We start from the raw sequence: 14,851 nt of genomic DNA on the forward strand, positions 1-14,851 counted from the left end.
AGATTATTTTTTGTAGGTGAAGCCGCCCGGAAAATGGACGGTTTTAAACTTGTCATTGACCCCGTGCAGGGACTCTGACTGGCCGACAAAAAAATAACCATACGGCTGCAGGTTGTTGTAGAAATGCTGAACAACTTTGGATTTTGAAGCGGTATCAAAATAGATCAGTACGTTTGCGCAAAAAATGATATCAAAGGTCTTCATAAAGATCATTTTGTTGTCATCGTACAGATTGAGCTTGTTAAAGGTAACGAATTTCTTTACATCCGGGGAAAGAATGAATTTCCCGTTATCCTCCTTGATGTACTTCCTCTTGTAAGCCTCAGGGATGTTCCGGACCGAATAGGCATTGTAGACCCCCTCCTTGGCCTGGGCTACAACGGTCTCGTTGATGTCGGTACCGACGATTTCAATGATCCAGTCCTTGAGGATGGTAGCCCGCTTTTCCAGCAGGATCATGGCCATGGTGTAGGCCTCCTCACCCGAGGATGAGGCGGCGCTCCAGATGCGCAGTTTGCGGAAGCCCATCTTGTTCTTGATCTCGACAATTTCAGGCAGGAGCTTGTTTTCCAGCGCATTCAGCTGTGGCACATTCCTGAAGAAATAGGTTTCATTGGTAGTGATCTCATCCATCAGGAATTTCAGTTCCTCGGTACCACGCGGGGATTTGAGAAGCTGGTAGTATTCCTGATGTGTCTTGACACCGGTAGTTTCCATTCTGCGTGCCAAACGGCTCTCGAGGAAATATTTTTTGGTCGTATGGAAATACATCCCACAGATATTGTAGATAAAATCCCTGAGCAGTTCGAAATCTTTATCTGATATGGCCACGATTGGTTCCCTTCGATGTAACTGTGTAGAATTTAATTCTCGATCCTAGCCCTGCATCAGTGCATTAACGACCGCTGCCATCACCACCATCAACCAGTCCGACCGGATCGATGATCAGGGCGACCCGACCATCACCAAGGATGGTGGAACCGGCGATTCCGGGGATATTGGCAAGGTACTTACCCAGTGATTTTATGGCAACCTCCTGCTGTCCAACCAGACGGGATACGACCAGACCCATCCGTTTTTCGGCAGTCCCGACAACGACCACATAGCAGAAATCATTATGTTCGCTTCGCCTTTCAACCCCGAAGATGCTCTCCAGCCGGATAAGCGGCAGAACCATGTCACGCAGCTTGAGAATTTCCCTGTTCCCGATCAGATGAAACTGACGCTGATCGACCCGTAATGACTCAAGCACTGAAGAGAGCGGAATGGAGTAGACCTCGCCCTCAACATCAACCAGCAGCGACTGGATAATGGCAAGTGTCAGCGGCAGGCGCAGAATGAATTCGGAGCCTTTTCCCTTTTCGCTCTTGATCTCGATCAGGCCGTTCAGCTTCTTGATGTTGGTTTTAACCACATCCATGCCGACACCGCGGCCGGACAAGTCGGAAGCCTTGTCCTTGGTGGAAAATCCGGGCAGAAAGATCAGGTCGAACAGTTCGCGCTGACTCATGGCAGCCAATTGTTCTTCCGTGACCAGCCCTTTTTCAACGGCCTTGCGCCCGACCCTGTCGGTATCAATACCATTGCCGTCATCTTTGATACTGATGATAATCTGGTTGCCTTCGTGCACCGCAGCCAGCACGAGTGTTCCAACACGCGACTTCCCGGCAGCGCTGCGCTCATCGGGCGTCTCCAGGCCATGATCCATGGCGTTGCGGATCAGGTGGATCAGCGGGTCGCCGATCTCATCGACGACTGAACGGTCCAGCTCCGTTTCTTCACCAAAAATCTGCAGATCAACTTCTTTGCCCAGGTCACGGGCCATGCTGCGTACAATACGGGGGAATTTTTTGAAGACCTTGTCCACCGGAAGCATCCGCATCTTCAGAACCTGCATCTGCAGTTCCGATGTAACAAAGCTCATCCGCTTGGTAAGCTTGCCGAATTCCTCGTTGAAATCAAGGCGATCCGGTTCACCCTGCTGAAGATCCTGGTTGATCTGGATCATACGGTTACGCTCCAGCACCAACTCACCCACCTGATTCATCAGGTCATCCAGGCGCTTGACATCGACCCGCACGGTCGTGTTGTCGGAAAGATCCTCTCCCTTGCCCTCGACCGGCTTGGGCGGCGTCGGGACCTTCTTGGCCACCATGTCTCCAGCTGTTTTCTGGGGCGTCGCAGGAGCGACCTCCTGTTTCGGAGGTACGGGAGGTGCTGTTTCTTCGACTGGGGGGACAAGCGGAGTAACAACCGGGTCTGTTGGCGGCGTCACGGCAGCGGCCGTTTCAGCAGCTGGGCCTGGTGTTGCCGGCACAGCCTGTGCCGGTGGCGTTTCGGAGAGCAGCGGCAACAACTTGGCAATCGTACCCTCAATCTCACGCTCCTGGATTTCGCCCGCCTTGATGTCGCTCACCAGCAATTTGACGAGATCGGTCGCCTCAAGGATTATATCCATGAACTCGGGCGTAACCTGCAGTTCACCCTTGCGGAGACGATTGAGGACATCCTCGGTTTTGTGGGTCACCTTGACCAGCAGATCAAACCCCAGGAAACTTGATGCACCCTTGACGGTATGGATGGACCTGAATATCCGGTTAAGCAGGTCGGCATCATCCGACGACTTTTCCAGCGCTACAAGGTCATCATCCAGCTTTTCAAGCAGCTCGGTCGTCTCGGCTAGAAAACCTTCCAGCAGTTCCTGGTCTTCGCAATCAATGGGCGGCATGCAACTCTCCTTGTACGTACGTGGATACTACCAATACAGCTCCTGTCTACCCTTGATAAACCGGATTGTTCGTTATTGAAATCATTTCTGCCCGCCCCGATACAACAGGGTAACAATACGTATCACAAAATGATTTCCAACTCATTACAGCGAACCGAATGCGCTTTTCTCATCACGGGAGAACATTTTTTCCAGGTCGAGGAGCACCAGTAAGCGTTCGGCCTGATTGATCACCCCGGCGATACATTCCTGGTCTATGCCGCTGGCCACAACGGCAGGAGACGGCTGTATTTCACTGCTAGAGATCCGAATAACCTCGGATACGGCATCAACTATGAATCCCTTCAACTCGCCATCGACCTCCATGACAATGATGCGGGTCTGTTTATCACTCTCCGTATCCATGAGACCAAATTTTTTGCGCATGGAGATGATCGGTATAACCTTGCCGCGCAGATTGATTACACCCTCTACGTAGTGAGGAGTATTGGGAACGCGGGTCACAACCGGCATGCGGATAATTTCACGAACCTTCAGCACTTCGACGCCATATTCCTCCTTGTCGAGATTGAAACTGACCAACTGAATCAACTCTCCGTGCGATTCATCCGACTTGACAGGAACCAGTGCATTACTCATGAATTATGTCTCCTCTGACAAATACATTAATTAGTCGTACGTTCGCCTGCTTTTGCTGCAGCGTCACAAATCTAATAACGCCATTGAAAATGTTGATAAATTTACCATGCAATACCGCTTTTATCAAGCGGATCATATTTATTTGTTGTAATTAATTTAGCTTTTAATACCATAGCGCGTCAGAAAAACATATCAACACAATACAACATCCCCCAAAAGTCATTTTCTTGACATTAACCAGATCTAGCGCTACTATAGCTGGACAGTATGAACAGAATTCCTATTTCCGTTTGAATTCACGGGCGATCATGTCACCAACCAGCTCAATATGCATAATCGATAACGACCGAAAAACCTGCGATCTCGTATCTGCCTTTTTGACTTACCAGGGCTACGACATCGTCACAGCTGAACACAATGTCTCCTTTTTTGACACTATCCGGGACAATCACGTCGGTATCGTCATCGCAGACCTGCATCTGCTGCAGACAATTTTCCCCGATTTTGTCGTGCATGCCAGAAAAATAAACCCGTTACTGGTACTGATCGGTTATGGCCGGCAAAATGACAAATTATTGCCCATGGCCAGCGAGGAGAGTATTTTTTTCCTGCCGAAACCGCTCAACCTGGATGAACTTGAAAGCCTGGTCATGAGGGCCATGGAATACCAGTCACTGAAGATGCACGACAGCGATGAAGACGCAGCCCGACACCCCCACGGACTCTGCTCCACCATCATCGGCAGGAGCAGGCCGATGCAGTCGCTGTTTGAAATGATTGAGAAGGTGGCAGAATCCACCGCGACCATTCTGGTGCAGGGAGAATCCGGAACCGGCAAGGAACTTGCAGCACGAGCCATACATCAGTTGAGCGGCAGAAACAGCAGAAACTTTGTCCCGGTCAACTGCGCAGCCATACCGGATGATCTCCTGGAAAGCGAGCTTTTCGGCCACGTCAAGGGTTCATTCACCGGCGCCTATGCCAACCGGGCCGGACGCTTCGAAATGGCGGACAAAGGCACTCTGTTTCTGGACGAAATCGGCGACATGAAAGCCAACCTGCAGGTCAAACTGCTGCGGGTACTTCAAAACAGGGAGTTTGAACCGGTCGGTTCGACACGCTCACAGAAGGTGGATGTCCGTATTATTGCAGCCACCAACAAAAACCTGGAGGAACTGGTTGCCAACAAGGATTTCCGTGAAGACCTGTATTACCGGCTTTCCGTTATTCCGATCACGATTCCGCCCCTCAGGGAACGCCGTGATGACATACCGCTTCTGATTCATAATTTTCTGACACGCTTCAACAGTGACAAGCGCCATGCCGTCAAAGGATTTTCGCGGGAGACACTAGGCATCCTCTGCAACTATGAGTGGCCCGGTAACGTTCGGGAGCTTGAAAACCTGGTGGAGCGGCTTGTAATTCTCAAGGACACCGGCTTCATCACCCCGGATGACCTGCCGGAAAAATACCTTTCCGGACATACCCAGGTGCAGGTTCCGGAGTTGCCCATGCCGGAAAGTCTGCCCGAGGAATTGCCCGAAGGCGGTGTCTGCCTCAACTCCATGGTGGATGCGTTTGAAAACCGCCTGATCCTGCAGGCGCTGGCCCGCACCGGCGGAAACAAGAAAGAGGCCGCTATGCTGCTCAACCTGAAACGAACGACGCTCATAGAGAAACTTAAAAAGAAGAACCTGGCCTACGGCGAGGAGTAACCCTGGCATGACCATGAACATCAGAGACAACCTGTCTTTACTCTCGTCACTGCTGGCAAAAGGCGCCAATCCCGCAGCTGCGAAACCTGAGGTAAAACCGCCGGATGGCATTTTTTCAGAACGCCTGGATCGCGCCCTGGGAACAGCAGACCAGACTCCCGTCCCTGCCGTTCTCAAGGCCCAGGCCCTGGCTGAAACCCTCAGCCTCCAGATGCTCCATGCCACCCTGTCGCTGGGCGACAGCTCCGTTGAGCAGACACCACAGCTGTTTGATCGTCAATCGCCCCAATTCCAGACACTTGCCAGGGCGTATGCCTCGAATCAGCCAGCGTCCGATGTACACCCCGCTATCCCGCCGGCAGGGCAAACGCAACTGCACGAACTGGCCGAAGCAGCACCTGTCAGTTCCGGCAAACCGTACACAACAGGCATTCAGACTGGGGGTCCTCAGTGGCTCGAAGACATTATCGCACGGGCATCGAACCGCTACGGGGTTGATGCGGGACTTATCAAGGCGGTCGTCAAGGCCGAAAGCGGATTCAATCCCAACGCAGTCTCCCATGCCGGCGCACAGGGATTGATGCAGCTGATGCCGGGTACCGCACGTTCACTGGGAGTTACTGATTCATTTGATCCGGAACAGAACGTCATGGCCGGCACCAGATTCCTGCGCGACCTCCTCAAGCGCTACAACGGCAACCTGGATTCAGCTCTGGCGGCCTACAACTGGGGCCCTGGCAATGTAGACAAAAAACCTGATCAGCTGCCTCGCGAAACACGGGAGTATCTGGTACGCGTCAAACAGCTCTACAATTCCTACATCGCCTGACACCCGTCCGCCCCCCCTCACACCCCAACCATCCCCGCACAGCAAATATTTACGCCTTGCAACTCCCCGGATGAGCGTGTATTATTTTGCCCCGTCCGGGCACCACCGGGACGGATGTTCCTGAAATCGCACGCACTAGGTGGCACATGGCAAAACTGTACATAGTCGGCACCGGTCCCGGCGGCATCCAGCACCTGACAGAAGCAGCCCGGGAAGCGATCGCCGCTTCATCGACCATCATCGGCTACAACAATTATATCGACCTGATCCAGCCTCTGGTTGCAGGGAAACAGATCGTCTCCACCGGCATGATGCAGGAGATTGATCGCTGTCGGGTCGCCATCCAGCTGGCCACCAGCGGTGAAACCGTGGCCCTGGTATCAGGCGGTGATGCCGGTATCTACGGCATGGCCGGCCTGGTGTTCGAACTGATCGAAATCGATAGTCAGCAGTCCGGAGCAAACGAGACCGCTTCAACCCCGGAGATCTGCGTCATCCCCGGCATCTCTGCCATTCAGGCGGCGGCCTCGACACTGGGCGCACCCCTGATGCACGACTTCTCCGTCATCTCGCTCTCCGATCTGCTGACCCCCTGGAATCTGATCACCTCCCGACTTGAGGCTGCCGCCCGGGCCGACTTCGTCATCGTCATCTTCAACCCCCGCAGCAAAACCCGCGTGACCCAGATTGCAGATGCCCGGACGATCATCCTTTCGTCCCGATCATCGGAGACCCCGGTCGGTATCGTACGTAACGCCTGCCGGGAGGGGGAACAGGTTACCGTTACAACCCTCGGCTCGATGTTGGAACACGAGATCGACATGTCCACCATTGTCATCATCGGCAATGCCAGCACATTTGTGGACCGCCAGGGACGCATGGTCACCCCTCGCGGCTATGCCGGCAAGATCAACAAGAACGGTATCAAGCCGGTCGAAATGCTGGCGCCGTCAGAACCGCTCCCGCAGGCCGGAGCGATCATGTTCTGTGGCACCGCCTCGGATGTCGGCAAATCAGTTATAACGTCGGGCATATGCCGGTTGCTGCACAACAAGGGGATCACGGTGGCCCCCTTCAAATCCCAGAACATGTCGCTCAACTCCTTCGTCACCCCCGAGGGGGGCGAGATCGGCCGGGCACAGGCGGTCCAGGCGCAGGCCTGCGACATCAACCCGCATACCGATATGAACCCGGTCCTGCTCAAGCCGAATTCCGATATCGGCAGCCAGGTAATCGTCCAGGGGCGTCCGGTCGGCAACATGAACGTCTCTGAATACGACGCCTATAAGCCGATAGCACTGGAAAAAGCCTGGGAATGTTTTGAGCGGTTGCGTCAGGCCTATGAGTTTATCGTCATCGAGGGTGCCGGCAGTATCTCCGAGATCAACCTCCGCCACAATGACATTGCCAACCTGAAAATTGCCATCATGGCCCGCTGTCCCGTCATTTTAGTGGCCGATATCGACCGCGGCGGCGTATTCGCCCAGATCGTTGGCACCATTGAGCTGCTGGAGCCACTGGAGCGCAGCTATATCAAGGGGATCATCATCAACAAGTTCCGAGGGGATGCCAGCATCCTTTCGTCAGGGCTCGAATTCATCCAGAAAAAAACCGGCATCCCGCTGCTGGGAGTGCTGCCCTGGCTGCCCGATCTTTCGCTGCCGGCTGAAGACAGCGTGGCGCTTGGCTGCCGTTCCAAGGTCATCAGCCTCCTTTCCGGCCAGAAGCGCATACACATCGGCATCCTCAAGCTGCCGCGCATTTCCAATTTTACCGACTTTGACGCGCTCCAGTCCGAGCCCGACGTGACCCTCAGCTACGTTGAGATGCCTGAACAGCTGGAGGCCCTGGACATTCTGATACTGCCCGGCAGCAAATCCACCATCGCCGATATGTATTTCCTGATGGAACGGGGCATCTACGACGGGATCAAGGGCTTCAAGGGGCATATCATCGGTATCTGCGGCGGTTATCAGATGCTTGGGCAACGCATTTTCGACCCCAGTGGTATTGAATCTGCCATCAAAGAAGCAACCGGCCTGGAATTGCTCCCGGTGGAAACGGAAATACTGCTGGAAAAGGAAACACACCAGGCGCTGGCATACCTGGAGGAGGCCGGCCAGGCAATTGCCCCGGAGTGCAACGGCGTCATGTCAGGCTATGAAATCCACATGGGTAAAACGACGCTTCTGGGTTTAGCGCGGCCGTTCGCCCGCATCTTCCGGCGCGGCGAGACCTCGGTCACCATTGAGGACGGCACCGTGTCGAACGACGGCAGAGTCTTCGGAACCTACCTGCATGGCATCTTCGACAATCCGCGGTTCAAGGAAATCTATCTCAATCGTATCCGCCATGAAAAAGGGATGCCGCAACGTCACGGCAGCCGCAAAATGCCGGAACAGGATCCTTTTGACCAGTTGGCAGAACATCTCGAACAACACCTCGACATCCCCCGACTCCTCCAAATCTGCGGATTGGGACAGTGATCCCTGCCGATCCGGCCGTTCTTGCCCTGGCGATAACACTTGATCTGGCGCTGGGTGACCCGCGCTGGCTGCCTCATCCGGTGGTACTCATCGGTCGTCTGATATCCAAGCTTGAGGTGCTGCTTCGAGAATGGTTCCGCAATGAACGGGGTGCCGGGGTGTTATTACTGCTGCTGACCGCTGGCTGCTCTGCTCTGGCCGCCTGGCTGCTGATCCGGATCAGTTCCTCACTGCATCCCCTGGCAGGTTTCCTGGCCGCTGCTGTTATCTCCTACACCTGCCTGGCTGCCCGTTCGCTGCACAGCGAGTCCGCCCTGGTGGCAGATGCGCTGGCTGCCGGCAATCTGGAAGAGGCGCGGCGCACGCTCTCATATATTGTCGGGCGGGATACCGCTAATCTTGAAGAAGGCGAAATCTGGCGGGCACTGGTGGAAACCGTGGCAGAGAACACCTCCGACGGCATTATCGCACCGCTTTTCTGGCTGGCGCTGGGCGGTCCCGTGGCCGGCATGGCCTACAAGGCCGTCAGCACCCTGGACTCCATGGTCGGCTACAAAAATGAGCGTTACCTGCAGCTTGGCTGGGCATCGGCACGCATGGACGACCTGCTCAACTTCATCCCGGCCCGACTGACCGCCCTGTTGATGATTCTGGCTGCAGCCCCATTCGGTCTTTCCACCCAAGGGGCTCTCAGGATAACCCTTCGTGACCGGTTGAATCATCCCTCCCCCAACAGCGGCCACCCCGAGGCGGCTGCCGCCGGAGCACTGGGCGTGCAACTGGGCGGCAGGGCATTTTACGGTGGCAGGGAGTCGTGGAAGCAAACTATCGGCGACCCGCAGGCCCCCCTTGACGAACGTGCTTACCGCAGTATGCTGAAACTCATGTACATCTCAACCCTGCTCATGGCAGCCGTCTGTATCGCCGGCGCCATTGCCCTGAAAGGTTTCCATGTCCCACACCTATGATCATGGCGGCAATGTTTTCGATGTAGCGCGACGACTTGGTGTCCCGCCAGGTGATATCGCCGATTTTTCAGCCAGTATCAATCCATTGGGGCTGTCGGCGATGGTCAGAAAAGCCATCATCTGCTCCATGGACAGCCTGGTTCACTATCCGGACAGCAGCCATAAGGAATTGAAGCAGGCCCTGGCCGATTACCATGGCGTATCACCCGCAAATATTGTCGTGGCCAACGGCTCAACCGAACTCATCTACCACCTGCCGGCCATGCTTCCAGGCAGGCGGGCCCTGATTGTATCGCCATCCTTCAGTGAGTATGTCCGCGCCCTCGGGCAGCAGCACTGGGAAGCGAAGCATTTTATCCTCAAGCATGAATACAACTTTGCGCTTGACCTGGAGGCGCTTGAGCAGACACTGGCCGAGGGATATGATGCCCTCTACCTCTGCAATCCGGCAAATCCGGGCGGCACGCTCTATCCGCTCAGGGTCATTGAACAGGTCTACAGCCTGTGCATCGCATCCGGCACCTTTCTGGTGCTGGACGAAGCCTTTATGGACTTTTGTGAGGAGAGTTCCGCCAAGCGCTTCATGGTCAAAGGCGATAACGGTATCGTACTGCGCTCCATGACCAAGTTTTTCGGCATACCCGGTTTGCGGCTGGGTTACGCCATTGCCAGCAGCACCCTGGCAGAACGGCTTGATGACATGGGCGGCCCCTGGAGTGTCAACACGCTGGCACTGGCAGCTGGTGTAGCGGCCCTGCAGGATACCGATCACAATCACCAGACGCTGGAATACATCCGCCGGGAACGCCGCAGCCTCTTTGAACGGTTGTCGGAATTCAAGCAACTCAAGGTATTCCCTTCCAGCGTTAACTATCTGTTGCTGCAGATGGTTGACGGAACGCCATCGTGGGAAATCAGGGACAAACTGATGCTGCAGCGGATCCTGGTTCGGGACTGCGCGTCCTTTATGGGGCTTTCCAGTCAGTTTATCCGCATCGCCGTGCGCACGACTGAAGAAAATGAACGACTGGTGAGGGGTTTGAAGGGTGTGTTGAGATAGATGGATGGTTCGACCCGGATCAATTTCCAATTCCAGATCAAGGATGATATCAAGGCGGCGAGGATTGAGGCTGCGAGGCGTACATGGCAGTACGTTGAGCAGCCGAAGACGAGCCAACGAAGATAGGGCCTTGCTATGGAATTGGTATAACGACAAAAAAGAGGAGGCCCGATAACGAGCCTCCTCTTTTTTCATTCTCTCCACCCTGCCGTAGGCATAAAGGGCCTCCGGCGAGTTCCTTAACTGTGGAAGTCAGTTTGCTGCTTCAGGCAATTCCCGCGTAATGGGGCAGCACACCGCAACAGGGAGCGACTTCCGTTTTGTATAGCATTCCGCCCGGGCGTTGCAGCCAGCGAGCAGGGTAGAGAGAACAGCGTGTTGGATAATTATTACGCTTCGCTCGGAAGAAGATCAAGTGTTTTGTATACACTTTTCTGGTGGGCCCCAAATGAGGTATGTCACCCTGTTTTTTGAAATGGCGCCACAGAGACACCTGCGCCGGGCTGTCATTGGAACAGTCCGGCGCAGGTGATGTACGGGAATAATTGTTGGCAGGTCAGGTGACGGGTGTATAGCGGATATCAGTTGAACCCGAGATAGGTATTCAAGCGCTTGACCTCACCCATCAGCTGCTCAAAACCCGGGAAGGTCAGCGACTGGGGACCATCGGAAAGTGCCTTCTCCGGATTCGGGTGTACCTCCACCAGTACGCCGTGGGTGCCGGCCACCATGGCGGCCAGGGTCATGGGGGGGACCAGGCTGCGCTTGCCGGTGGCGTGGGACGGATCGACCATGATCGGCAGGTGCGACAGCTCCTTGATCAGCGGCACAACCGCCAGATCCAGGGTGTTGCGGGTAGCGGTCTCATAGGTGCGGATACCCCGTTCGCAGAGGATCACGTTCTCATTGCCTTCGGCCAGGATATATTCTGCCGCAGCCAGAAACTCTTCAATCGTGGCGCTCATGCCCCGCTTGAGCAGCACCGGTTTGCGGATCCGGCCGACCTCGCGCAGCAGGTCAAAGTTCTGCATGTTGCGCGCCCCGATCTGCAGCAGATCGGCATATTCGGCCACCAGCCCGACATTATCCGGACTCATGACCTCGGTCACAACCGGCAGTCCGCTCTCCCTGCCGGCCTTTGCCAGCAACTTCAGACCCTCTTCCCGCATGCCCTGAAAGGTATGCGGGCCGGTGCGCGGCTTGAAGGCCCCGCCCCGCAGCATGTCGGCACCACACTTCTTGACAAAGAGCGCGGTCTGGATAATCTGCTCCTCGCTCTCTACAGCACAGGGACCACCCACAACCACCGGGCGACACCCCTGGCCGACCTTGACTCCGGCCACATCCACGATCGTTGCGTCGGGATGGAAATCGCGAGAAACCAGCTTGTAGGGTTTGGAGACATGGATTACCCTCTGGACACCGGACATCTCCAGGATCTTGCTGTCGTCCACGTAGCCATGATTGCCCAGCACGCCGATGGCGGTGCGCTCACTCCCCGGGATCGGTTCGGCTCGAAAGCCCATCTCCTTCACAACTTCTGAAATTGCATCCACATCGGCCTGGGTGGCATTGTGGTTCATTACGATCAGCAAGGTACAACCTCCTATTCGTGCCGTTCACACAGCTTCTGAAGTTTTTCCATCTGGTGTATCACCACCCGGCTCCCCTGCACCTCGATAATGCCCTCATCCTTGAGCTTCTTGAAGGTGCGGGAAACGGTTTCACTGGCCGTGCCGAGGCGGGATGCCAGTTCACCCTTCTTGATACCCAGATCCACATAGGTAATACCGCCATAGCTGGTCGATTTTTCATCGGCACGCCTGAGCAGAAACGAGGCCATCCGCGAGGTCACATCGGCAAAGGAGAGCTCTTCGATCTGACGGGCAAAGCGCCGCAGCATGAGCGACAGGGATACCACCAGGTTAAGTGCGAAACCGGGGTTCCTCCCCATCAACTCCAGAAATCCCTGCTTGGGCAGATACAGCACCTCTCCCGATTCCATGCCCCGGGCTTCGGCCGGATACTTGCCGTCACCAAAGAAGGCCGCCTCGGCAAAGGTTTCGCGCGGCTGGACAAAATGCAGCACCTTTTCGCGGCCGTCGTGGGCAATCCGGCACAGCTTGATTGAACCGGACACCAGCAGGTAAAAACCGGTCGCCTCATCACCTTCACCGAACAGGGATTCGCCTTTTTTGAACGTGCGACGCACGGTGATCTGGGCAAGTTCGGCCAGGTCGGCATCGTTCATGCCGGAAAACAGCAGGGATTTTTTAAGCAGTTCGATCAGTTCCATTGGGACAAACCTTTATTGGCCACAGAGGGCACAGAGAACACAGAGTAACGCATTAATATCGGTAGCCTTCTGTTTTCGAACTGTTTACTTATCGAACCCCTCTGTGACCTCTGTGGAAAAGTCTTATTTTTTCAAAAACGCCTTGATCGTTTCAGCCACCTGTGGAGCAGTGAAGCCGAATTTCTCCGCCAGCACCTTGTCCGGGGCCGAGGCGCCGAAGTGCTCGATACCGATGAATAGTCCGTCACAGCCGATCAGACGCCCCCAGGATTCACCGCGGCCGGCCTCAAAGGCTACGCGCGGCACGCCGGCAGGGAGACAATGGCTGCGATACTCCTGCGACTGGGCCATGAAGTTTTCCAGGCAGGGCACCGATACGATCCGGCAGGCAACACCTTCTGAACCAAGCTTTTCTGCGGCTTCAACCGCCACATGTACCTCGGAGCCGCTGGCCATTATGACAACATCCGCTTTCCCGGCGGGCGTGGAAACGACATAGCCGCCTTTGCGGATATCGTCATTGCTGGCAGCGCCACGGGCAATAATCGGCAGTTTCTGGCGGGTCAGGATCAGCGCGGTCGGGCCATCCTTTTTCTCCAGAGCGGACTGCCAGGCCAAAGCGGTCTCCAGGCCATCGGCCGGGCGGATGACCTGCAGATCCGGAATCATGCGCAGGGAGGCCACATGTTCGATCGGCTGATGGGTGGGACCGTCTTCACCGACAAAAAACGAATCATGGGTGAAGATATAGATGGACTGCAGTTTCATCAGGGCCGACAGACGAATCGCCGGACGGCAGTAGTCGGAAAAGACCAGGAAGGTGGCGCCGTAGGGGATAAAGCAGCCGTACAAGGCCATGCCGTTGACAAGCGCTCCCATGGCATGTTCGCGGATACCGTAATGGAGATTGCGGCCGCCAAAGGCATCCGCCTGAACTGCAGGCGATCCCTTGATGTCGCTGTTGTTGGACGGCGCCAGGTCGGCGGAACCGCCGATCAGTGAAGGCACCAGGGCCGCAACCTTCTGCAATACTGCGCCGGAAAGCGCACGGGTGGCGCCATCTTTGCCTTCCACTGAAGCTATCAACTGGGCTGCAAGATCCGACGGCAGACGCTTATGCCACATCGCGTCCCACAGTTGGGCTTTCTCAGGGTTAGCAGCATGCCAGGCTGCAAATTTGCGCTGCCAGGCAGCATATTGAAGTTTTTTTGCCTCGACCTGGGTCTTGCAGATCTCGCGAACCGCCTGCGGAATTTCGAACGCTTCGTATTTCCATCCCAGGTTGGCTCGGGTGGCGGCAAGCTCCTCAGCCCCAAGCGGCGAACCGTGAGCACCGGATGATCCCTGGCATTTGGGACTGCCGAACGCAATGTGGGTCGTGGCAATAATCAGGGACGGCTTGCTGGTTTCGGCCTTGGCTGCGGCAATGGCAGCCGAAATCTGGGTATGGTCGTGGCCGTCCACCTTCTGAACATGCCAGCCGGCGGCCACAAAGCGCCCTTCCACATCCTCCGACCAGGCCAGGTCTGTTTTTCCTTCGATGGTGATACTGTTGCTGTCGTAGATATAGACCAGATTTCCCAGCTGGAGGTGCCCAGCCAGCGCGGCAGCCTCGTAGCTGATCCCCTCCTGCAGACAGCCATCCCCCATCAGGGCATAGATCGTGTGGTCAATCGGCTTGAAATCAGCGGTATTGAAACGCTCGGCCGCCATCTTGGCAGCGATCCCCATCCCGACACCATTGGCAAACCCTTGTCCCAGCGGCCCGGTGGTCACCTCAACGCCGACGGTATGACCAAACTCGGGATGACCGGGCGTTTTGCTGCCCCATTGACGGAAATTCTTCAATTCGTCCATTGGCAGATCATAGCCGAACAGATGCAGCAGCGAGTACAGCAGCATGGAGCCATGTCCGGCCGAGAGAACAAAGCGGTCGCGATTCGCCCAGGCCGGGTCTTCGGGGTTGAAGGAAAGGTAATTGGCCCACAGAGCAACGGCACAGTCGGCGGCCCCCATGGGTAGGCCGGGGTGGCCGGAATTTGCCCGGTCAACGGCATCGGCGGAAAGGAAACGGATAGCATCGGCACATTGACGCGCCTTATCTGCTGGGATCAGGGTCTGGTTCATGGG

General features: G+C 55.7%; 11 protein-coding genes. 5 read left to right on the plus strand and 6 right to left on the minus strand.

Annotated features, from left to right (window positions below):
- Nucleotides 1-3: 3 nt before the first annotated feature.
- The 3 genes from ACOCF6_RS05620 to ACOCF6_RS05630 form a co-directional block, all read right to left on the minus strand.
- Nucleotides 4-831, minus strand: a complete 828-nt coding sequence (locus ACOCF6_RS05620) for a CheR family methyltransferase (RefSeq protein ID WP_482459412.1) — start codon at nt 829-831, stop codon at nt 4-6.
- 64 nt (nt 832-895) lie between these two features.
- Nucleotides 896-2,728 carry a chemotaxis protein CheA gene (locus ACOCF6_RS05625; RefSeq protein WP_482459413.1) on the minus strand — a complete coding sequence of 611 codons (1,833 nt, stop codon included), beginning with the start codon at nt 2,726-2,728 and terminating at the stop codon, nt 896-898.
- Nucleotides 2,729-2,872: 144 nt separating this feature from the next.
- Nucleotides 2,873-3,367 carry a chemotaxis protein CheW gene (locus ACOCF6_RS05630; RefSeq protein ID WP_482459414.1) on the minus strand — a complete coding sequence of 165 codons (495 nt, stop codon included), beginning with the start codon at nt 3,365-3,367 and terminating at the stop codon, nt 2,873-2,875.
- A 308-nt stretch (nt 3,368-3,675) separates the two neighbouring features.
- Here ACOCF6_RS05630 and ACOCF6_RS05635 point away from each other — a divergent pair, with 308 nt between their 5' ends.
- The 5 genes from ACOCF6_RS05635 to cobD all read left to right on the plus strand — a co-directional run bounded on the left by ACOCF6_RS05635 (nt 3,676) and on the right by cobD (nt 10,425).
- A complete protein-coding gene (locus ACOCF6_RS05635) occupies nt 3,676-5,082 on the plus strand; it encodes a sigma 54-interacting transcriptional regulator (RefSeq protein ID WP_482459415.1) in 1,407 nt (468 codons plus the stop codon).
- 7 nt (nt 5,083-5,089) lie between these two features.
- Nucleotides 5,090-5,911, plus strand: a complete 822-nt coding sequence (locus ACOCF6_RS05640) for a lytic transglycosylase domain-containing protein (RefSeq protein WP_482459416.1) — start codon at nt 5,090-5,092, stop codon at nt 5,909-5,911.
- 146 nt (nt 5,912-6,057) lie between these two features.
- Entirely contained in the window at nt 6,058-8,397 is a 2,340-nt protein-coding gene (locus ACOCF6_RS05645) for a cobyric acid synthase (RefSeq protein ID WP_482459417.1), read from the plus strand.
- A complete protein-coding gene (gene cbiB / locus ACOCF6_RS05650) occupies nt 8,397-9,365 on the plus strand; it encodes an adenosylcobinamide-phosphate synthase CbiB (protein WP_482463270.1) in 969 nt (322 codons plus the stop codon). Before ACOCF6_RS05645 ends, cbiB begins: the two co-directional genes overlap by 1 nt.
- Nucleotides 9,349-10,425: a threonine-phosphate decarboxylase CobD gene (cobD, locus tag ACOCF6_RS05655; RefSeq protein WP_482459418.1), complete on the plus strand. Its 1,077-nt coding sequence runs from the start codon at nt 9,349-9,351 to the stop codon at nt 10,423-10,425. The genes cbiB and cobD overlap by 17 nt, the downstream gene beginning before the upstream one ends.
- Nucleotides 10,426-11,006: 581 nt before the next feature.
- On the opposite strand, the gene aroF is transcribed toward cobD, so the two are convergent.
- From aroF to tkt, 3 genes are all read right to left on the minus strand, one after another.
- Nucleotides 11,007-12,020: a 3-deoxy-7-phosphoheptulonate synthase gene (gene aroF, locus ACOCF6_RS05660; RefSeq protein ID WP_482459419.1), complete on the minus strand. Its 1,014-nt coding sequence runs from the start codon at nt 12,018-12,020 to the stop codon at nt 11,007-11,009.
- Nucleotides 12,021-12,031: 11 nt separating this feature from the next.
- Entirely contained in the window at nt 12,032-12,721 is a 690-nt protein-coding gene (locus tag ACOCF6_RS05665) for a Crp/Fnr family transcriptional regulator (RefSeq protein WP_482459420.1), read from the minus strand.
- A 123-nt stretch (nt 12,722-12,844) separates the two neighbouring features.
- Entirely contained in the window at nt 12,845-14,848 is a 2,004-nt protein-coding gene (gene tkt / locus ACOCF6_RS05670) for a transketolase (RefSeq protein ID WP_482459421.1), read from the minus strand.
- Nucleotides 14,849-14,851: the final 3 nt, after the last annotated feature.

It is taken from the genome of Geobacter psychrophilus, assembly GCF_056821595.1.